The sequence below is a fragment of the Pseudomonas sp. S06B 330 genome, from assembly GCF_002845275.2.
Classification (GTDB): domain Bacteria; phylum Pseudomonadota; class Gammaproteobacteria; order Pseudomonadales; family Pseudomonadaceae; genus Aquipseudomonas.
On record NZ_CP088149.1, the window covers coordinates 3,477,361 to 3,498,330 of the forward strand.

Here is a 20,970-nt window from a genome sequence, read left to right on the forward strand (position 1 = left end):
TGATTCTACAGTGCGTAATCCAATTTGTCGCACTTTAAGTGCAGTCACCTTGGCGACGTACGGCTATCCTCTGCACAGTTCGGTTCTTTCAGGTTAGTCGCCATGCCCCTATCGGTACACCATCGCCGCCCGCGTCGCCCGCTGCGTTTGCTGTTGCCGTGGCTGGTGGGTGCCCTGCCGGTTCTTTGCGGGCTGCTGATCATGTACTGGCAGGCCGAGCGCGAATTGCAAGGCCGCAGCGAGGCCAGCGCCAAACAGACGGCCACCCAGATCGAACGCATCCTCGACAATATCTCCGCCGCTGCCCGGGACCTGCTGCCGCTGGCAGGGCTTCCCTGCGTCGAGGAAAAACTGGCCCTGCGCGACCAGGTCACCCGACGCGCCTTCGTGCGCTCCACCAACCTGGTGTACCGCGGTGAGCTGTATTGCAGTTCGCTGTTCGGCCCCTATAGCGAACCGGTGCATGACAGCGACTATACCCAGGGCACACTGTGGCTGATGAGCGGGAACTCCGTAACCCCCGGCCATGCGCTGCTGGTGTACCGCGTCACTGAAGGTGATCGCGGCGCCATCAGTACGGTGGATGGCGATCACCTGATCAGCGCCCTGCACCTGCTCGATGCGGATGCTCACCCGCTGCTGCAAATCGGCTCGCACTGGATGGACCGTGATGGCAACGTCAAGGATGGTCCACTGCCAGTCGCTGAAGTCGCTGCTGCCCAAGTCACGTCGACGCGCTATCCGTTCTCCATCCACAGCGGCTACGCCCAAGGCAAGGTCGGCGAGTTGATGCGCAGTGAATACCCGGCCCTGTTCGGCCTGCTGGTGGTGCTTGGCGCCATCGCCGGTGTGACCTGCTACTGGCAATTGCGTCGGGTCACCTCACCGCGCGCCGAATTACAACGCGCCATGGAGGCCCAGGAGTTTCTGCCCTATTTTCAGCCGGTGGTGCGCCGTGGCGACTACCGCTGGGCCGGCGTGGAAGTGTTGATGCGCTGGCAACATCCGCGTGATGGCCTGGTGCGCCCGGACCTGTTCATTCCGTACGCCGAACACAGTGGCCAGATCGTGCCGATGACCCGCCAACTGATGCAGCGCACCGCCGAGCTGTTGGCCCCCCATGCCGACACACTGGACGACGGCTTCCATGTCGGCATTAATATCACGGCTGACCACTGCCAGGACTTGACCCTGTACGACGACTGCCAAGCCTTTCTTGCTGCCTTTCCTGCGGACAAAGTGGTGCTCACCCTGGAGCTGACCGAGCGCAAGCTCATCGTCCCCAGCGAGGTTACCCATACCTTGTTCAGTAAACTCCATGAGCTGGGGGTGTTGATCGCGCTGGATGACTTTGGCACTGGCCAGTCCAGCCTCGCCTACCTGCAGCAGTTCAAAGTCGACTACCTGAAGATCGATCAGAGCTTTGTCGCCATGATCGGCGGCGACGCGCTGTCCTTGCATATCCTTGACAGTGTCATTGAGCTGTCGAGCAAGCTGGGGTTGGGGATTGTCGCCGAAGGCGTGGAAACCGAAGCGCAACGTGACTACCTGGACCGGCACAACGTCGATTTCCAGCAAGGCTACCTGTTCGCCCGACCAATGTCGGCCGAAGCGTTCATCCAGGCCCTGGCAACCCAACACCCGCCGCTGGTGGTCAGCCACTGATACATGCGTATGATCATGGGTGGCTGTGCGCCCTTCTCTTTCTTGCTACAGAGGCCCTCGTGTCCAAAGGCATCATTTCATCGGTCATGGCGTCATGCTTGTTCGCCGTGATGTATTACTACACCTCGCTGTTGACGCCGCTGGACGGTGAAGAAGTGTTTGGCTGGCGGACCTTGTTGACCCTGCCCTGCCTGACCCTGTTTCTGCTGGTGAGCAAGGACGGAGCATTGATAACCGGCCTGCTCAAGCGCATCCGGCAAACACCGATGTTGCTACTGGGCCTGCTCGGCACGTCGTCGATGTTGGGGGTGCAGTTGTGGTTGTTCCTCTGGGCACCCTTGCACGGCCGCAGCCTTGAGGTGTCGCTGGGGTACTTCCTGCTACCGTTGAGCATGGTCCTGACCGGGCGAGTGGTCTACGGTGAGCGCCTGTCACGCCTGCAAAAGGTAGCGGTGGCATGCGCGGCAACCGGCGTCGGCCACGAGCTGTACCAGCATGGCAGTTTCGCCTGGGAAACCCTGGTGGTCGCCATTGGCTATCCGCTGTACTTCGTGCTCCGGCGCAAATGCCGTACCGACCACCTCGGTGGCCTCTGGGCGGATATGTGTCTACTGCTGCCAGCGGCGCTGTACTTTGTCATCCAGGGGCCATTGAATGCCCAGGACCTGGTCGAGCATCCTGCGCTGTATGGCCTGATTCCGTTGCTCGGAGTGATCAGCGCCCTGGCGCTGATCTTCTACGTCTGGGCAAGCCGACTGTTGGCCTTCAGCCTGTTCGGCTTGCTCAGTTACGTCGAACCGGTGTTGCTGGTGGCGGTGGCCCTGCTACTGGGCGAGACCATCGGTCCCGACCAGTGGCTGACCTACCTGCCGATCTGGCTGGCGGTGCTGGTGCTGATCCTCGAAGGCATCAAACACCTGCTGCGTCACCAGCGGCGCTCGGCCTGAGGCGCACCTCACGGACCCGGCGCTCCTCCACCGCAACCACGGTCATCTGCCAGTCATTCCATTCCAGGCTGTCGCCGACCATTGGCAAACGATCCAGCAGGCTCATCACCAGGCCGGCAAGGGTCTGGTAATCCTCGGTTGGCTTGGCCGTGAAACCGGTACGCGCCTGGATCTGACTCAGGTTCAGGGCACCGCTGACGACAAAGCCTTGCTCGTCCTCAATGATTCCTGGCCCCTCGACCTCACTGGCATCGGGCAATTCACCAGCGATGGACTCAAGAATGTCGGTCATGGTCAGCAAGCCAGTGAAATCACCGAACTCGTTGACCACAAAAGCAATGTGAGTCGACTGGTTACGCATCTGCTCCAAGGCGTTGAGGATGCTGAAGCTCTCCAACAGGTTCAGCGGTGCGCGGGCCAGGCTTTCCAGGTCCGGCTCATTGCCGGCCAGCAGCTCCTTGAGTAACTCCTTCTTGTGCACGAAACCTAACGGCTCGTCGATACGGCCATTGCGGATAAGCGGCAAGCGGGAGTAGGACGAATGCATCAACGCGGTACGGATTGCTTCGGGCGACTGGGCCAGGTCGATGGCATCGACTTGGGTCCGTACTGTCATCAGTGTCTTGATCGGCCGCTCGGCAAGGTTCAGCACACCGCTGATCATCACCCGTTCACGACGGTCGAACAGCACATGCTCTTCACCGCCTTCAACCAGGTCGGCAATTTCTTCACCGACTTCATCAGCCTCGATGCGCCGCCCACCCAACAGGCGCAATACCGCATGGGCAGTGCGTTCACGCAATGGCCGGTGCTGCTGCAGGCTGCGTTTGCGCCGGGCGCGAGCGACCTGGTTGAACACTTCGACCAGGATCGAGAAGCCGATTGCCGCATACAGATAGCCCTTGGGAATGTGGAAACCCAGGCCTTCGGCAGTCAGGCTGAAACCAATCATCATCAAGAAGCCCAGACACAGCATGATCACCGTTGGATGGCTGTTGACGAAGCGTGTCAGTGGCTTGCTGGCAACGATCATGATGCCAATGGAGAAGATCACCGCGATCATCATCACCGACAAGTGTTCCACCATACCGACAGCCGTGATCACCGCATCGAGCGAGAACACCGCATCGAGTACCACGATCTGCGCCACAATCGGCCAGAACGCGGCATGACGGGCATTGCCGTTGGTTTGGGTGACATGGCCTTCAAGGCGCTCGTGCAGCTCCATGGTGGCCTTGAACAGCAGGAACACACCACCAAACAGCATGATCAGGTCACGACCGGAGAAGCTCTTGCCAAGCACCTCGATCAACGGCGCGGTCAGGGTCACCATCCAGGAAATACTGGCCAGCAGGCCCAGGCGCATGATCAACGCCAAGGACAAACCGATCACCCGCGCACGGTCGCGCTGATGCGGCGGTAGTTTGTCGGCAAGGATCGCGATGAACACCAGGTTGTCGATACCCAGTACCAGCTCGAGCACAATCAGCGTGGCAAGGCCCAGCCAGGCCGTGGGGTCGGCTAGCCATTCCATGGGCGGGCACTCATCTGGGCGAACAGCAGGGAAACGTCACAGGGACGGGAGAAAGGCCGGGACGGCCAGCTACTGGGGGGCTCCGAGAACGAAGTCATATCAACCTAGCGTGAATTTGGGGAGGAGATCCTACAATTGCAGCAGGCTTTTCTGATAGCGCAAAACTATTTCAATTTCTGTAAAGCGTGTGCCGCCTGTCCAACCTTCAGTAGGGTAATTTCCTTCAATACCCGGCCCAGCGAGACCATCAGACTGATTCAACCTTTCCTACAGGATGAACCCTCATGAGCCTGATGCTGTCCATGGCCGCCTTCGCGCTGGCCGCTTCCATTTCACCCGGCCCGGTTAACCTTGTCGCCCTGGGCAGCGGTGCCCGCTATGGTTTGCGCGCAAGCCTCAGGCATGTCACCGGTGCTACGCTCGGCTTCAGCTTGCTACTGATCGTGATCGGCCTGGGCCTGCATGAGCTGTTGCGCTATTGGCCCGCCATGACCCAAGCGCTGCACGCTGGCGGCGTGGCCTTTTTGCTCTATATGGCCTGGAAGCTAGCCAGCGACCGTGGAGAACTGGCCAGCCGCTCGGCCACAGCAGCACCGTCCATGCTCGCCGGTGCAACCTTGCAATGGCTCAACCCCAAGGCTTGGCTCGCCTGCGTCGCCGGTGTCGGCGCTTATGTCAGCGAAGGCGAAACGACCCTGCTCTGGCAGTTCACCGGGATCTATTTTGTTATCTGCTACCTGTCCATCGCCACTTGGGCTTGGGCCGGCAGCGTCATCAGCCAGTACCTGGGCAATCCACAACGCGTTCGCCTGTTCAATCGCGTGTTGGCGGCGTTACTGGTGGCCAGCGCCCTGTACCTGCTACTGGGCTGATCGATAGTGCCCCGGCGTTGCGGCAAGGTGACGTTTGAAAGCCCGCTGCAGGTGTGCCTGGTCGGCAAACCCTGCTTCCAGTGCCACCTCGGCAATCAGTGCGCCGCTGCGTAACCGGGCCCGGGCATACTGCACCCGCTGGTCGACCAGATAACCGTGGGGCGTCAATCCAAAATGCTGCTTGAACGCCCTGATCAGATACGAGGTGGAGAGCCCGGCCGCATCACCCATGTCTTCCAGTCGCAGTGCCTGGGTACAGTGCGCGCGAATGAAAGCCGCAGCGGTCAACAAACGTGGGTTGACGCGTCCGGCGTCCGCCACGCGGGAGGGCAATCGCTGGATAAGCTCACTGAAAAAGATGCGCAGTGCCGCGTGCTTGCTGGCACTGCTGAGCTGACTGTCCGTCAGCACGCCGTGCAGCTGGCACAGCCCTTGGTAAAGGTCAGGTGATTGGCTGCTGAGCACTTCAAAGGGCTGGAAGCCCAAGGCCTGCAACCAGGGCAGGTCGACATACAACATGAGGTAAGACCAAGGCTCACCCTCAATCGGGTTGCACGTGTGCACCACCCCAGGGTTCATCAACACAACGCTACCTGCTGTTACCTGTTGATGGTTGTCCCCACTCACATAGGTACTGCGTCCACCGGTGATCGCCCCAATGGAAAAGCTCTCATGGGAATGCGGCGCATAGCAGACCTTGCGCCCATCATCGACGCGGCGCGCCTCAATGAACGGCAGCGCCGGATCACGCCAGAAACGCGAGTGAGTGGTCATCGGTGTCATTCTTCGGCGTCATGCACCACCACCAGCAATTGCGCCTGCACGTCCCCCAGCGAGCGCAGCCGATGGGGCGTCTGGGCGTTGAAGTACAGCGCATCACCGCGCTCGAGAATCACCCGTTCATTCATGAAATCCACCTCCACCTGGCCCTCGTGAACAAACAGAAACTCCTCGCCCAGGTGCTCTTTGAACGTCGAGTCGCTGAAGTCGTGAGGGGGGCTGATGATAAACGGCAGCAAACGGCGGCTGCCGATATGGTTGGCCAGCACCGCGTAACCTGGTCCCTGGGCACTGCCCGACAGGGCTTGTCGCTCGCCACTGCGCACCAGACTGAAACGTGCCTGGCCAGGCATATCCTCAGCAAACAACTCTTCGACGTTGACACTCAGCGCCCGCGCCAGTTTCAAGGCAGCGGCGATCGATGGCGTATTGAGGCCACGTTCAACCTTGGAGAGGTAGCTCTTGGTCATGCCGGACTTTTCGGCCAACACCTCCAAGGTAACCCCAAGTTTTTTTCTTAATAATTTCAATCGGATAGACATTCAGTGCAATTTTCCCAGTGCCACGGGCAAGCTTTTTCTTGCTAATGACACATTGTGTCATTTATGCTTTTTTGTGTCATCAGCTTAACCGCCCCTCCACCTTCCAAGTAGCCGGGGCGGGCCAGCCTGACACTTCTCCACACCATCGAGGATATCCCCATGGCCAAGACTCTGGCATTGCCCAAGGACCAACTGATCAAGCAGGCCCTTACACAGATGCAAGGCTCGCTTGCCGATAATACGTGGACTGCACGGGAAAAGCTGGCCCTGACCTGTCGAATTCTCTTCGACAACGGCCACGATTCCGGCCTGGCCGGGCAAATCAGTACCCGCGGACCACAACCGGGCACTTTCTACACCCAGCAACTGGGACTGGGTTTCGATGAAATCACCGCCAGCAACCTGCTGCTGGTCAATGAAGACCTGGAAGTGCTCGAAGGCCAGGGCATGCCCAACCCGGCCAACCGCTTTCACAGTTGGGTCTATCGGGCACGTCCGGATGTGAACTGCATCATTCACACCCACCCCACCCATGTCGCCGCGCTGTCAATGCTGGAAGTGCCGCTGCAGGTTTCGCACATGGACCTATGCCCGCTGTATGAGGACTGTGCCTTTCTGCAAGCCTGGCCGGGTGTGCCGGTGGGCAATGAAGAAGGCGAAATCATCAGCGCCGCACTGGGCGACAAGCGCGCCATCCTGCTTTCTCACCACGGCCAGTTGTCAACCGGCAGCAGCATCGAAGAAGCGTGTGTCATCGCCCAACTGATTGAGCGTGCAGCCAAGTTGCAACTGCTGGCCATGGCTGCCGGCGACGTCAAACCGATCGAGCCGGCCCTGGGCCGCGAAGCCCACGACTGGATTTCTCGCCCGAAACGCCACAGCGCTGCCTTCAACTACTACGCGCGGCAGTGCCTGCGGGTGCATGCCGACTGCCTGAGCTGATTGTTTGCCCTATTTGCCTTACTTGCGGAGTACCTTTCATGAGCACAACCTTTCACGGCATCATCGGCTACACCATCACCCCGTTCAGCAGCGACGGTCAGCAACTTGACCTGACTGCCCTGGGCCAGTCCATCGACCGCCTGATCGCAGGCGGGGTACATGCCATTGCGCCCCTGGGCAGCACCGGTGAAGGTGCCTACCTGAGCGACAAGGAGTGGGACCAGGCCACCGAATTCAGCCTGGCGCACATCGCCGGACGCGTGCCGACCATTGTCAGCGTCTCCGACCTGACCACCGCGGGCGCCATCCGCCGCGCACGCTTTGCCCAAGCGCATGGCGCCGATGCGGTGATGGTTTTGCCAACGGCCTACTGGAAGCTCAGCGAAGCGGAGATCTTCGAACACTACCGGGCCATCGGTGCCAGCATCAATGTACCGATCATGCTCTACAACAACCCGGCCACCAGCGGCACCGACATGTCGGTGGAATTGATTCTGCGCATCGTGCGCGAAGTCGAGAACGTGACCATGGTCAAGGAGAGCACCGGCGACATTCAGCGCATGCACAAACTGCAGCTGCTCGGTGAGGGTAAGGTGCCCTTCTACAACGGTTGCAACCCATTGGCCCTGGAAGCCTTCATCGCCGGTGCCAGCGGCTGGTGCACCGCGGCGGCGAACCTGATCCCCGACCTCAATCAGCAATTGTACAAAGCCATCGTGAGCAATGACCTGAAGACTGCCAAGGCCGTGTTCTACCGTCAGTTGCCACTGCTGGACTTCATCCTCAAGGCGGGCTTGCCGGCGACCGTCAAGGCTGGCCTGGCCATCCAGGGGCTACCCGTGGGCGAGCCACGTCGGCCAGTGTTTGCCCTGAACCAGGCAGGACAGGATCACCTGCGTAAGTTGCTGGAGGCCCTAGCGACCGGGAGCCATGCGTAAGCGGTAGCCCCCAGGGCTTTCGCCAGTCCACTTCTTGAACGCGCGGTGGAACGCGCTGGGTTCCTGGAACCCAGTGCGTTCTGCGATTTCGGCAATACTCATGTCGGTTTCGCGCAGGCATTCAAAAGCGGTGGCACGGCGAACTTCATCCTTGATCTGCTGATACGAGCGGCCTTCGCGCTCCAGTTGGCGGCGAAAGCTGCTGGGGCTCAGGCTTTGGCGCCTGGCCATGGCCACCAGGGTTGGCCACTGGCCCTGCTCACGCTCACGCAGGTAGCGGTACACCTGAGCCACCTGACCATTCTGATTGCGATAGCGTATCACCAGCCACTGCGGCGCACTGCGCAGGAAGGTCTTGAGCCCGGCCAAATCCTGAATCACCGGCAAGCGCAAATAGTCGGCAGCAAATTCGATTTCACTGACACCCGCCCCCAACTGCAGGTTGGCCCCCCAGAGCAACAGGTCGTCATCCTGGGCCGGACGCAGATCCGTCAGCGCCGTGCGATCAATCACCAGCCGCTGCCCCCCCAACCAGCACAACAGGCTAATCACCAAGGCCAGGAAGGTTTCTTCGGCATAGACACGGGTCAGTGGATCGTCGATGCGTGACTTCACACTGATCAACGCCCGCGCGCCTTTGATCGACAGGCTGGCGCGCACATCACGCAAGAACAGGGCGAAATTGCCCAGGCATTGACGCAATGCTTTTTCCAGCGTCGGTTCCTGGATCAGGCCACGGCAGATCAGGGCAAAACTGCCCAGTGGCATGCCATGGCTGTCAAGGTCGAAAAACTCGTCATCCAGCGCCTGGATCAGGATCAACCAGAGCCGGGCAAAGGCTGAAGCCGACACCCGGGCACCTTCCGTGTCGAGCACCGCCGGATCGATACCGGCCTCGCGCAACAAAGCCGCCGCCCGCTGCGGTTGGTCACGCAGCGAATGCAGCATGGTATGGACGAAGTAAACCGCGACTGTATCGTTTTCCCGCATGGCGGATTCCGCAAGGGTATGGCAAAAAATACCAGTTTCAGTGAACAGTTATGGCATAGGCCCAGCGAAAGGCTTTGCCTAGACTCGCTGACAACCTGAACCTGGCTTGGCGTGCATTCTGTCAGAGGCTGCCACCGCCCCGCCATGCTTTCGCATACTGGAGTCGATCATGAACACCCCGGAAATCTACGTAGTCAGCGCCGTCCGTTCGGCCATCGGCAGTTTTGGCGGCGCCCTCAAGGACCTGCCTCTGGCTGACCTGGCCAGCACCGTGACCCGTGCGGCAATCGAGCGAGCCGGTGTAGCACCTGAGCAGATCGGCCATGTGGTCATGGGCACGGTCATCCCTACCGAAGCCCGCGATGCCTACCTGGCCCGGGTCGCCGCGATGAATGCCGGCATTCCCAAGGAAACCCCGGCGTTCAACGTCAACCGCCTGTGCGGTTCGGGCCTGCAGGCCATTGTCTCCGCCGCCCAGAGCCTGCTGCTCGGTGACGCCGAGGCCGTGGTGGCAGCCGGTGCTGAATCCATGAGCCGTGGCCCCTACCTGCTGCCGCAAGCCCGTTGGGGTGCGCGCATGGGTGATCTGCAGGGTGTCGACTACATGCTCGGTATCCTCCACGACCCGTTTGCTGGCTTCCACATGGGCATCACTGCCGAGAACGTTGCCGAGCGCAATGGCATCACCCGCCAGATGCAGGATGAACTGGCCCTGGTCAGCCAGCAACGTGCCGCCCGCGCCATTGCCGAAGGCCGTTTCGACAGCCAGATCGTGCCGATCGATATTCCTGGACGTAAAGGCACCGTGCGCTTTGAAGTCGACGAGCACGTGCGTGGCAACGTCACCGCCGAGCAACTGGCCGGGATGAAACCGGCGTTCAAGAAAGACGGCAGCGTCACGGCCGGCAATGCCAGCGGCCTGAACGATGGCGCCGGTGCGCTGGTGCTGGCCACCGGTGATTTCGTCAAACGCCATGGTCTTAAACCATTGGCGCGTCTGGTTGCCTATGCTCATGCCGGTCTCGAACCCGAGCTGATGGGCCTGGGCCCGGTCCCTGCTACACGCAAGGTCCTGGAAAAAGCCGGCCTTCAAGTGTCTGACCTGGACGTCATTGAATCCAACGAAGCCTTTGCTGCCCAGGCCTGCGCCGTGGCGGCCGAACTGGGCTTTGACCCCGAGAAGGTCAACCCCAACGGTTCTGGCATCTCCCTCGGTCACCCGGTCGGTGCTACCGGCGCAATCATTGCCACCAAAGCCATCCACGAACTGCAGCGCATTGAAGGCCGCTACGCCCTGGCCACCATGTGCATCGGCGGTGGCCAAGGCATCGCCGTGGTCTTCGAGCGCGTCTGAACCCAGGAGTTTTCACCGTGAGTATTCAAAACGTTGCAGTCATCGGCGCCGGTACCATGGGCAATGGCATTGCCCAGGTCTGTGCGGTGGCTGGTTACCAGGTTACCCTGATCGATGTGTCCGAGGCCGCGCTGGAGCGCGGCTTGACCACCTTGCGCAAGAACCTCGATCGTCAGGTCAGCAAACAGACCCTGGCCGCCGACGCTGCCGAAGCAGCGGTGGCACGAATTTCCACCAGCACTGACTACGCTCAATTGCAGCACGCACAGCTGGTGATCGAGGCGGCCACCGAGAACCTTGAGCTGAAACTGCGCATCCTCCAGCAGATCGCCGCCAGCGTCAGCAGTGACTGCGTGATTGCCACCAACACCTCGTCGCTGTCGATTACCCAATTGGGAGCAGCGGTCAGTCAGCCTGAGCGGTTCATCGGCGTGCACTTCTTCAACCCGGTGCCGATGATGGCCCTGGTCGAAATCATTCGTGGCCTGCAGACCAGTGACAGCACCTACGCAACGGCCCTGGCCCTGACCGAACAGGTCGGCAAATCGCCAATCAGCGCTGGCAACCGTCCGGGGTTCGTGGTCAATCGCATCCTGGTGCCGATGATCAACGAAGCCATCTTCGTGCTGCAAGAGGGCTTGGCCAGCGCCGAAGACATCGACACCGGTATGCGCCTGGGCTGCAACCAGCCGATCGGCCCGCTGGCCTTGGCCGACCTGATCGGCCTGGACACTCTGCTGGCGATCATGGAGGCCTTCCACGAAGGCTATAACGACAGCAAGTACCGCCCTGCCCCTCTGCTCAAGGAAATGGTTGCCGCCGGCTACCTGGGGCGCAAGAGCGGTCGCGGCTTCTTCACCTACTGAGGACGAGCCCATGGACGCCGCTTTGCGCTGTACGAACTTCGAAGAGCGGCGTGACAAAGCCCTGGCGCTGTTCGCCGAAAAGGGCTTTGGCCAGGTCAGCATGCGCGAGCTGGCCAGCCACCTGGGCTTGACCGCAGGGTCGTTGTACCATCACTTCCCCAGTAAGCAGGACCTGTTGTACGACCTGATCGAAGAGTTGTATGAGGAACTGCTTGCCACCCTCAACCAGGGGCGCCGCGCCCATCAGCAAACCCTGGCGCAGGTCATTGCGGCGCATTGGGCGCTGCACACGGAGCGCCCGCTGCAGTTCCGTCTGGCCGAGCGGGATCAATGCTGCCTGAGCCCGGAGCAACAAGCGCGGATTGGCCAACTACGCCAACAGTATGAAACCGCGTTGCTGCGCCTGATTGTGCCCAAGGCCACCTTGCGGGGCCCGGCACTGGCCGCTACGGCCCATGTGATTGCCAACCTGCTCAACAGCTTGCCCAGTTGGTTGCAGGCCTCTCAACTCCCCCAGGCCCAGGGCCTGGCCTTGATGGAAAGCATGCTGCTGGGCGGCATCGAACGGACCTTGCGCGGTGAAAGCCTGAACTCGATGGTCTGAGGCCAAGCGTGGTCGCAGGCGCGCTAACCGCCAGCGACCGTTCGTGCCTCAACGCGGTCTGGGAAGCGGCAGGCGCACGGTGAAGGTAGCGCCCTTGCCCTCGGCACTCTGAACCTCAATACTGCCGCCATGGGCCAATACGATCTGCTCCGAGATGTACAACCCCAGGCCCAGCCCAGCATTACCTGGATTGCTGGCCACCCGCTCGAACTGCTGGAAGATGCGCTGCTGGTTCTGCTCACTGATACCGATACCCTGGTCGCGAACCTCGATGCAGGCCAGATCCTGCTGCTCGAAGGTGCGCACTTGTACCGGATGGTTTGCCCCATAGCGCAAGGCATTGGTCAGCAGGTTGGCCACGACCTGTTCGATGCGAAATTCATCCCAAACACCTGGAAGCGGTACCTGATCCTTGAACTCGATGGACGATGCCGCTGCCGCTGCCTGGGCGGCGAAATTCTCGATCAAGCCCGCGACCAGCTGACTCAGGTCGAACTGAATGGGCCGGATGGACAGCTTGCCGGTACGGATCCGCGACACATCGAGCATGTCCTCTATCAGACGAATCAAGCTATTGATCTGGCGCTCATCGCGCTCGACCATGGCGCGCATCTTGTCCAGGGTAAACGCATCGGCGTTGTCCCGGGCCAGGTGTAGCTTGCGTAGCTGGGTTTCCAGAATCAGGCCATTGAGCGGCGTGCGTACCTCATGTGAGACAATCGACATGAAGTCATCGCGCATGCGCACCGCATGCTCCAGTTCGCGGCGGGTAACCTGCAACTGGGAAAGCAGTTGCTCCTGCTCAGCGCGGCTGCGCTCCAGCGCTTCGAGTTGTTGGCCCAAGGCTTTGCGCTGGCGGAAAAGGTCAACGAACACCGCGACTTTGCTTTTTACCGCCTGGTTGTCCAGTGGTTTGTGCAAGAAGTCCACCGCGCCGCTTTCATAGCCCTTGAAGGCATAGTTCATCTCACGCCCGGCGGCGCTGACGAAAACAATCGGGATGTTCTTGGTTTTTTCTGTACCGCGCATCAATTCGGCCAGCTCGAAACCGTTCATGCCCGGCATCTGTACATCCAGAATTGCCAGGGCAAACTCATGTTCGAGCAACAACGACAGCGCCTGGTCGGCAGATTGGGCCTGATGCACTTCACAATCGCTGCCCTTGATCAGCGCCTCCAGTGCCAGGAGGTTTTCTGGCAGGTCGTCGACGATCAGTAGCTTGGCTTGGATATGGCTTAGCATTCAGAAAATTCCAGCTTGGCGAGCAATTGCCCGATGCCGCTCAACGGCAGTATGTGGTCAGGCCGGTGCAGAGCCAGCGCCGCGTTGGGCATGGTTGCGACCTGCGCTTCGTGCGGGTCCTGGACGATGGTGTAACCGCCCAACTGCTTGATCTGTGCCAGGCCGCGCGCACCGTCTTCGTTAGCACCGGTTAGCAGCACACCCAGCAGCGCCGGGCCATAGGCATCGGCAGCCGACTCAAAAAGGATGTCGATGGCAGGCCGGGAAAAGTACACCCGTTCTTCCTGGCTCAACGAAAAACAGCGGTCCTGCTCCACCGACAGGTGATAACCGGGACCGGCGAAATAGATCATGCCCGGGGCTACCGGCTGTTTGTCTTGCGCTTCGCACACCGGGCGCCGGAGCCTGCGGCTGAACACTTCGGCCAACTGGCTGTGGCGGTCATCGGGCAAGTGCAGCACGCACACCAAGGGGATCTGAAAATCCACCGGCAGGTCATGGAACAGCTGCAGCAAGGCGCTGACACCACCGGCCGAAGCGCCCAGCGCAACCGCCTGAATGCCGTTCATGATTTACGGTAGATCCGTTCTGGCTTGACCAGTGCCTGGAACTGGTCCGCGTAGGCGGAAAAATCCAGGGTTTCTTTGCTGCCCAGCACCAGGAAGCCACGGTGACACAACGAGTCGTGGAACAAGCCGAAGGCGCGATCCTGCAAGGCTTTGTTGAAATAGATCAGCACGTTGCGGCACGAGATCAACTGGGTTTCGGAAAACACGCTGTCGGTCGCCAAGCTATGATCGGCAAAGGTGACGTTGTCACGCAGGCTGCTGTCGACAATGGCGTTGCCGTAGGCGCAGGTGTAGTACTCGCTGAAGTCGCGCAGGCCACCGGCCTTGCGGTAGTTCTGTTCATACTCACGCATGTTCTGCATCGAATAGATGCCCTGCTTGGCCTTGTCCAGGGAACTGGGGTTGATGTCGGTGGCGTAGATGATGGTGCGCTCCAGCAGGCCTTCTTCACGCAACAGAATCGCCATCGAATAGACCTCCTCACCGGTGCTACAGCCGGCAATCCAGATCTTCAGCGATGGCCATGTGCGCAGCAGCGGCACCACCTCCTGGCGTACCGCCAGGTAGTGCTCCGGGTCGCGAAACATCTCGCTGACCGGGATGGTCAGGAACTGCAGCAACTGCATGAACATGCCCGGATCGTGCAGCACCCGCTCCTGCAGCGCCGAGACCGTTTTGCACTCGAACTGGCGCAAGGCATGCAGGATCCGGCGCTTGATCGAGGCACCGGAGTAATCACGAAAGTCATAGCTGTACTTGAGGTAAATAGCCTCGATCAGCAGCCGTATTTCGATGTCGGTATTACGTTCGATAGTCAAATTCGCTCCAGTTGCGGCAGCCAGACACGGATCAGCGAGAACAACCGGTCAAGGTCTATCGGCTTGGCCAGGTAATCGTTGGCCCCGGCTTGCAGGCACCGTTGCTGGTCATCCTTCATGGCCTTGGCGGTGACCGCAATGATCGGCAGCTTGCGCCACTGCGCTTGCTTGCGGATCCGCCGCGTGGCTTCGTAGCCGTCCATTTCCGGCATCATCACGTCCATCAGCACCAGATCGATATCAGGGTTTTGCTCAAGCCGCTCGATCGCCTCGCGACCATTGCGGGCAATCTCGACGATCGCCCCCTTGTGCTCGAGTGCGCTGGTCAGGGCGAAGATATTGCGTACGTCATCATCGACCAAGAGCAATTTGCGCCCTTCGAACACCTTGTCGCGACTGCGCGCCGTCTTGAGCATGCGCTGTCTTTCATGGGACAGCGTCGACTCGACTTTGTGCAGAAACAGTGTCACTTCATCGAGCAGGCGCTCCGGTGAGCGGGCCCCCTTGATGATGATCGAGCGTGAGTACTTGAGCAGGTCGGCTTCTTCATCACGGGTCAGGTTGCGTCCGGTGTAGACAATCACCGGTGGGAACGAACGGATGTCCTCGTCCGACATGCGCTTGAGCAGCTCATTGCCGAGCATGTCCGGCAGTTTCAGGTCGATGATCATGCAGTCGTAGATGTTCTCGCGCAGCAGATCCAGCGCCTCCTGAGCCATGCCGACCGCAGTGATCTCAATGTCATCGTCGCCGATCAAGCGGGCAATGCTTTCGCGCTGCAGGTCATCGTCTTCGACCAGAAGGATATGCTTGAGCTTCTGGGTCAATTTGGCTTCCAGACGCGCGAATACTGCCTTGAGTTCTTCGCGGCTGGCGGGTTTGACCGCATAGCCGACGGCGCCCATGTGCATGGCCGCCTCCACGCGGTCTTCAACCGAAATGATATGCACCGGAATGTGCCGGGTGCTGGCCTGCTCCTTGAGGCGCTGCAACACGGTGAGGCCGGAGTGATCAGGCAAGCGCATATCCAGCAGAATCGCGTCGGGAATGAAACTCGCCGCCAGCTCATAGCCCTCATCAGCGGCCTGGGCAACCAGACAGCTATAACCCAGCTCATGGGCCAGGTCATAGAGAATGCGGGCAAAATTCGGCTCATCTTCGACCACTAGAATGCAACGGTTACTGAACGGTGCCAGGTCGCGGTCGTCGGCAAATGCCGGCGTGCTACGCGCAATCACTGCAGCGTTAAGCGGCGTTTGCGGCTCGGGCTCTACCCGCGTGGCCATGGGCTGATTGACGATCATGGCCGGAGCCTGCTCAATCATGGGCTCATAGCGTTGTGGCAGGATCAGACTGAATACACTGCCCTTGCCGATACTGCTGTCGACACTGATCCGACCGCCAAGCAACTGCGCCAGATCACGCGAGATCGACAAGCCCAGACCGGTGCCGCCATAGCGCCGATTGCTGGTGCCATCGGCCTGGTGGAAGGCCCCGAAGATACGCTGTTGCTGGTCGGCGGCGATGCCAATGCCGCTGTCGCGCACCGAGAAAACCATACCGGTGCCTACCTGATAGCTGACCGTCAGGCTGACCTGGCCGCGCTCGGTGAACTTCACGGCATTGGACAGCAGATTTTTGAGGATCTGCTCCAGACGCTGGCGGTCGGTATACAGGGTCGCAGGGACCTGCGGCTCGATGACCACGCTGAAGCTCAGTTGCTTATCGCGGGCCAGCGGTTCGAACAGGCTCTGCAAGCCTTCGGTCAGGCGCACCACCTGGGTGGTCTCCGGCCGTACTTCGAGTTTGCCGGCCTCGACCTTAGCGATATCGAGGATGTCATTGATCAAGTTGAGCAGGTCATTGCCTGCCGAATAAATCGACTCGGCAAACTTGACCTGTTCTGCGCTGAGGTTGTCCTGCGGGTTTTCCGCCAGCAGCTTGGCCAGGATCAGCGAACTGTTGAGTGGCGTGCGCAACTCGTGGGACATGTTGGCAAGGAACTCTGACTTGTATTTGCTGGAGCGCTGCAGCTCTTCGGCGCGCGTCTGCAATTCGAGCTGCGCCTGATTCAATTCACCGTTCTTGCGGTCCAGGGCATCACGTTGCTCGGCCAGGGCGTCGGTGCGTTCAGCCAGTTGCTCGTTGGTCTGTTCGAGTTCGGCCTGCTGGGTCTCAAGGTGCGCCTGTGACTCTTTGAGCACTCGCGATTGCTCTTCGAGCTCTTCGTTGGCCGTTTTCAGCTCTTCCTGCTGGACCTGCAGCTCTTCGTTTAGCTGCTGGGTCTCGGCCAACACCTCCTGCAGGCGTTGACGGTAACGTGCGCTCTCAATCGAGGTGCCAAGGTTATCGGCAACCAATTCCAGCAGCTCGATATCGCGGTCGGTCAATGGCCGCAGGAAACCCAGTTCGACCACACCGTTGATCTGCCCGTCATTGCTTGACGGCATCACCAGCACACTGCGCGGTAAACCTTCCCCCAATCCGGAACTGACTTTGAAGTAATCATCGGGCACATGATCAAGCCGCAACAGACGCCCCTGACTCAGCGCCTGACCGAGTATGCCCTCCTGCTGACCCACCACCTGCTCGCGGGCCTCCTGTTCACTGGAGAAACCATAGCTGGCCACACGGCGCAGGCCACCATGTTCGTCTCGCACGTAGAGTGCTGCGACCACACTGCCCAGATAACCGGCGAAAAAACGCAGGATATTGTTGCCCAGCATCGGTAACGTCAGTTGGCCAAGCACCTGTTCGGCCAGTTGCGTCTGACCGCTGCGCAACCAGGCCTGTTGCTCCAAACGCTGGGTTGAGCGCTGCTGGGCTTGCAGGTTACTGGTGTAGCTGTTTGACAATGCCAGCAAGTCGCGCCGGCCCAGGTAGGCCAACAAGGCGCTGAGCAGGACGATAAACAACAAGTACACCGAAATCGCCGCCATGGTCAGGCTGCTGACCTGTTCATTACGCGCCACCCGCAACTGCTGTTCCATGCCGGTAAAGGCTTCGAACTCCTTGCGGATCTCGTCAGTGATGCGCTTGCCGCGGCCGACGCGGATCGGTTCACGGTAATCACCGTCCTCGCGACGCAGGCTGATCATCTGGGCGGCAAAGGCATTCCACTCTTGCTGCAAGCCGATCAACCGATCAAGGCGGTCAACTTGCTGCGGGTTGTCCTTGACCAGTTGCTGCAGCCCCATCAACCCTGACAGCACTTGGGGCTTGGCCACCTCGTAGGGATCGAGAAAACGTTCGTCGCCGGTGATCAGGAAGCCGCGCATGCCGGTTTCCATATCAATCGACAGCTTGACCGCTTCGTTGGCGTTATTGATCACCCGGTCGGTATGTTCCACCCATTGGATGGCCGACAACAGGTAATTGATCACCACCACGAACACCACCGCACTGAGTAGGCCTACCCCCAGGGGCAGGGCGATGTTGCGGCTCAGCAACTTGCGAAAGCTTTGCTGATCTATCGAGGCTGGCTGAATCATCTCAAAAGGTCCGAGCAAGTGAATCAAACAAAAGAGTGTGGCGGATTATTCGAGTAATAGTTCTACTTTTCCACGTCGACAGCCGTTTCAGTGGCTGTCTACACACCAGTCTAAGCAGCTTTTGCACTTCTGGCAGGGCATTTAGCCAGCATTTGAGACCTGCAAGCGCTAATCGTTCCCTGCACGCGCAGGGATGGTTATGCTGCAAAGCACGCAGGGAACTTCAGGCATCCCCTGGCTTACAGAGTATCAACAGACATTTGTACAGGACTTTCACCATGCCCTCATCTCACCCACCCCTTCTGGTTGTCGAGGATGACGCCATCGTACGCATGCTGATCGTCGATGTACTTGAAGCGTTGGGCTATGCCGTCATTGAGGCCGATAACGCCGCGGCGGCCTTGAGGGTTCTCAATAATCCTCAGCAATCGCTGGCCCTGATGATGACCGACATCGGCCTGCCGGATATGGATGGCAAGGTGTTGGCGGGCAAGGCCCTCGACGCCAGGCCGACGCTGCCGATCCTGTTCGCCAGTGGCTATGGCGACAGCGTCCAAGTGCCGCAAGGCATGCACCTGATCGGCAAGCCGTTCAGCATCGATCAGTTGCGCGACAAGGTACGAAGCATTCTGGCGGAGTAAGGACGGCAATGCCGGCTCCCAGCGTGGCGCCAATCTGTTCTAATAGGCGTTTTTGCCAAGGCGCTTTTCGCACATGCTCACACCCGCCCTCAACGTCCTGGTCATCGGCTATGTCTGGCCCGAACCGCGCTCCTCGGCCGCCGGCGGGCACATGATGCAGATCCTCGAAAGCTTCGTGCAGCGTGGCTGGCGGGTGACCTTCAGCAGCCCGGCAACCGTCGGCGAGCACAAGGCCGACCTTGCCGAGCTGGGCATCGCCGAGCAGGCCATCACTCTCAACGACAGCAGTTTCGATCACTTTGTCAGCGAGCTGGCCCCGGATGTCGTGCTGTTCGACCGCTTCATGATGGAAGAGCAATTCGGCTGGCGTGTGGAAAAACACTGCCCCCGCGCCTTGCGCGTGCTGGAAACCTCCGACCTGCAAAGCCTGCGCGACGCTCGCCAGCAATTGCTGCGCCGACGCCTGATCGAAGGGCTAGACCCTAACGATTTCCGCGCACTGTTCGCCACGCCCGGCCCCGAGCTGTATCGGCAAATGGCCACGGCCGACCTGACCTTGCGCGAACTGGCGGCGATCTACCGCAGCGACCTGAGCCTGATGATCTCCGATGTCGAGATCGACCTGCTGATCAACGGCTTCGGTGTTCCCGAGCATTTGCTGCACTGGTGCCCGTTGATGGTCGACGTGCCCAGCGAGCCCTTCAAGCCTTTTGCGCAACGGGCCCACTTCCTCAGCATTGGCAACTTCCGCCACGCCCCTAACTGGGATGCCGTGCTGTGGATGAAGAACAGCCTCTGGCCGATGATCCGTCGCCGCCTGCCGCAGGCACAGTTGCACATCTACGGTGCCTACACACCGCCCAAAGCCACGGCATTGCACAAGCCTGGCGAAGGCTTCCACATCATGAACTGGGCTGAAGACGCCCTGGAGGTGATGGGCAATGCGCGGATCTGCCTGGCGCCGCTGCGCTTCGGTGCCGGGATCAAGGGCAAACTCACCGATGCCATGCTCTGCGGCACCCCCAGCGTCACCACCCCGATCGGCGCCGAAGCCATGCACGGTGCCCTGCCCTGGCCTGGCGCTGTGGCCAGCACCGCCGAAGGCCTGGCCGACGCTGCGGCACAACTGTACAACGACCAGACCCGCTGGGAGCAAGCGCAACAACATGGCTTACAACTGCTCAAGGCCCGCTATGACCACCGCCAACACAGCGCTGCCCTGGTCGAACGCATCGAATATGCTCTGAGCGATCTGGACCAGCACCGGCTGTTCAACTTCACCGGTGCCATGCTGCGTCACCACCAACACAAGAGCACCCAGTACATGGCGCAATGGATCGAAGCGAAGAATCGCTTGGCTACAGCGGTCGACGCAGCAGATAAGTGTCCATGATCCACCCCTTGCGCGCGCGCGCCTGCGCGCGCAGCTCAAGTATCTGGTGGCGAACCGCGTGCAACGGCCCGGCGATGAGAATCTCATCGCCGGTGCCAAGGTATGCCCCCCAGTAAATCCACAGTTGCGGATCGTCGAGGGCGGCGAACGCACAGTGGCCGTCGAGCATCACTACCAGGTTGTCGATCCGCGCCTGTTCGGCAAGTCGTCGCCCTGGCAGCAAGGTCAGGGGCTCGCCAATGCGGTTCAAGGGGATGCGATGGCGGGCGGCCAGAGCTTGCACGCTGCTGATACCAGGGATCACCTCCAGCTCGATCCCGACGCCAAGGGCTTTAACCAGATCAAGGATACGCAAGGTACTGTCATACAGCGTCGGCTCACCCCAGAGCAGGAATGCCCCGCACTCACCCTCCGCCAGCTCGGTCTCGATCAAGTGGGCATAGAGCGTGGCCCGTTGCTGGTGCCAGGCCTGCACAGCACCGACGTAGTTGCTGGCAGCCCCCTCTCGGTACGGATCTTCGACCTGCACCAAACGGTAGTGCGCATGTGAGATGTAGCGTTCGAGGATGTCTTTACGCAGTTGCAGCAGCTCATCCTTGACACGCCCCTTGTCGAGGACAAAGAACACCTGGACACGAGTGAGCGCATCAACCGCCTCAAGGGTGATCTGGCGCGGATTGCCCGGTCCGATGCCGATCAACAGCAGCTGTTTCATTGCGCATCACTCCCCGCCTTGGCCAGTCGCCATTGTCGACCGACCAAGGGGCTGTAGCAATGCGTCG

Annotated in this window: 19 protein-coding genes; 10 read left to right on the top strand and 9 right to left on the bottom strand. The window is 60.2% G+C overall.

Annotated elements, in window-relative coordinates; translation table 11 throughout:
- Positions 1-102: 102 nt before the first annotated feature.
- Both CX511_RS15390 and rarD read left to right on the top strand, forming a co-directional pair.
- Entirely contained in the window at positions 103-1,665 is a 1,563-nt protein-coding gene (locus CX511_RS15390; RefSeq protein WP_101293514.1) for an EAL domain-containing protein, read from the top strand.
- Positions 1,666-1,724: 59 nt separating this feature from the next.
- Complete coding sequence (gene rarD, locus CX511_RS15395) at positions 1,725-2,612, top strand: EamA family transporter RarD (RefSeq protein WP_045183084.1); 888 nt, start codon at positions 1,725-1,727, stop codon at positions 2,610-2,612.
- Here the strand turns inward: rarD and CX511_RS15400 are convergent.
- Complete coding sequence (locus tag CX511_RS15400) at positions 2,575-4,146, bottom strand: TerC family protein (RefSeq protein ID WP_045183086.1); 1,572 nt, start codon at positions 4,144-4,146, stop codon at positions 2,575-2,577. The genes rarD and CX511_RS15400 overlap by 38 nt on opposite strands.
- A 284-nt stretch (positions 4,147-4,430) precedes the next feature.
- Between CX511_RS15400 and CX511_RS15405 the strand changes: the two genes are divergently transcribed.
- Complete coding sequence (locus CX511_RS15405) at positions 4,431-5,018, top strand: LysE family translocator (protein WP_101293515.1); 588 nt, start codon at positions 4,431-4,433, stop codon at positions 5,016-5,018.
- Here the strand turns inward: CX511_RS15405 and CX511_RS15410 are convergent.
- Both CX511_RS15410 and CX511_RS15415 read right to left on the bottom strand, forming a co-directional pair.
- Positions 5,007-5,792: an AraC family transcriptional regulator gene (locus CX511_RS15410; RefSeq protein ID WP_101293516.1), complete on the bottom strand. Its 786-nt coding sequence runs from the start codon at positions 5,790-5,792 to the stop codon at positions 5,007-5,009. The genes CX511_RS15405 and CX511_RS15410 overlap by 12 nt on opposite strands.
- 5 nt (positions 5,793-5,797) lie before the next feature.
- Positions 5,798-6,340, bottom strand: coding sequence for a helix-turn-helix domain-containing protein (locus tag CX511_RS15415; protein WP_045183090.1), 543 nt, complete (start codon positions 6,338-6,340; stop codon positions 5,798-5,800).
- Positions 6,341-6,499: 159 nt separating this feature from the next.
- Here CX511_RS15415 and CX511_RS15420 point away from each other — a divergent pair, with 159 nt between their 5' ends.
- Both CX511_RS15420 and CX511_RS15425 read left to right on the top strand, forming a co-directional pair.
- A complete protein-coding gene (locus CX511_RS15420; protein ID WP_045183091.1) occupies positions 6,500-7,282 on the top strand; it encodes an aldolase in 783 nt (260 codons plus the stop codon).
- Between the two features lie 38 nt (positions 7,283-7,320).
- A complete protein-coding gene (locus CX511_RS15425; RefSeq protein WP_045183093.1) occupies positions 7,321-8,220 on the top strand; it encodes a dihydrodipicolinate synthase family protein in 900 nt (299 codons plus the stop codon).
- On the opposite strand, the gene CX511_RS15430 is transcribed toward CX511_RS15425, so the two are convergent.
- Positions 8,197-9,210, bottom strand: a complete 1,014-nt coding sequence (locus CX511_RS15430; protein WP_101293517.1) for an AraC family transcriptional regulator — start codon at positions 9,208-9,210, stop codon at positions 8,197-8,199. The two genes, CX511_RS15425 and CX511_RS15430, sit on opposite strands and share 24 nt — an antisense overlap.
- A 169-nt stretch (positions 9,211-9,379) precedes the next feature.
- Between CX511_RS15430 and CX511_RS15435 the strand changes: the two genes are divergently transcribed.
- From CX511_RS15435 to CX511_RS15445, 3 genes are read left to right on the top strand one after another with little or no spacing between them, the layout of a single operon-like run.
- On the top strand, positions 9,380-10,564 hold the full coding sequence (locus CX511_RS15435; RefSeq protein ID WP_045183097.1) for an acetyl-CoA C-acyltransferase family protein: 1,185 nt from the start codon (positions 9,380-9,382) through the stop codon (positions 10,562-10,564).
- 17 nt (positions 10,565-10,581) lie between these two features.
- Positions 10,582-11,430 (top strand): 3-hydroxybutyryl-CoA dehydrogenase, encoded by an 849-nt coding sequence (locus tag CX511_RS15440; RefSeq protein WP_101293518.1) that lies wholly within the window; start codon positions 10,582-10,584, stop codon positions 11,428-11,430.
- A 10-nt stretch (positions 11,431-11,440) separates the two neighbouring features.
- Positions 11,441-12,034 carry a TetR/AcrR family transcriptional regulator gene (locus CX511_RS15445; protein WP_045183102.1) on the top strand — a complete coding sequence of 198 codons (594 nt, stop codon included), beginning with the start codon at positions 11,441-11,443 and terminating at the stop codon, positions 12,032-12,034.
- A 48-nt stretch (positions 12,035-12,082) separates the two neighbouring features.
- Here CX511_RS15445 and CX511_RS15450 read toward each other — a convergent pair whose 3' ends face one another.
- From CX511_RS15450 to CX511_RS15465, 4 genes are read right to left on the bottom strand one after another with little or no spacing between them, the layout of a single operon-like run.
- Positions 12,083-13,276, bottom strand: a complete 1,194-nt coding sequence (locus CX511_RS15450) for a hybrid sensor histidine kinase/response regulator (protein WP_045183105.1) — start codon at positions 13,274-13,276, stop codon at positions 12,083-12,085.
- Positions 13,270-13,845, bottom strand: a complete 576-nt coding sequence (locus tag CX511_RS15455; protein WP_045183107.1) for a chemotaxis protein CheB — start codon at positions 13,843-13,845, stop codon at positions 13,270-13,272. Before CX511_RS15455 ends, CX511_RS15450 begins: the two co-directional genes overlap by 7 nt.
- On the bottom strand, positions 13,842-14,663 hold the full coding sequence (locus CX511_RS15460; protein WP_101293519.1) for a CheR family methyltransferase: 822 nt from the start codon (positions 14,661-14,663) through the stop codon (positions 13,842-13,844). The genes CX511_RS15455 and CX511_RS15460 overlap by 4 nt, the downstream gene beginning before the upstream one ends.
- Positions 14,660-18,154: a response regulator gene (locus CX511_RS15465; RefSeq protein WP_101293520.1), complete on the bottom strand. Its 3,495-nt coding sequence runs from the start codon at positions 18,152-18,154 to the stop codon at positions 14,660-14,662. The genes CX511_RS15460 and CX511_RS15465 overlap by 4 nt, the downstream gene beginning before the upstream one ends.
- A gap of 278 nt (positions 18,155-18,432) precedes the next feature.
- Between CX511_RS15465 and CX511_RS15470 the strand changes: the two genes are divergently transcribed.
- Entirely contained in the window at positions 18,433-18,795 is a 363-nt protein-coding gene (locus CX511_RS15470; protein ID WP_045183112.1) for a response regulator, read from the top strand.
- Between the two features lie 73 nt (positions 18,796-18,868).
- Positions 18,869-20,188 carry a glycosyltransferase gene (locus tag CX511_RS15475; RefSeq protein WP_045183114.1) on the top strand — a complete coding sequence of 440 codons (1,320 nt, stop codon included), beginning with the start codon at positions 18,869-18,871 and terminating at the stop codon, positions 20,186-20,188.
- On the opposite strand, the gene cobF is transcribed toward CX511_RS15475, so the two are convergent.
- Complete coding sequence (cobF, locus tag CX511_RS15480; RefSeq protein ID WP_101293521.1) at positions 20,154-20,903, bottom strand: precorrin-6A synthase (deacetylating); 750 nt, start codon at positions 20,901-20,903, stop codon at positions 20,154-20,156. The genes CX511_RS15475 and cobF overlap by 35 nt on opposite strands.
- Between the last annotated feature and the right edge of the window lie 67 nt (positions 20,904-20,970).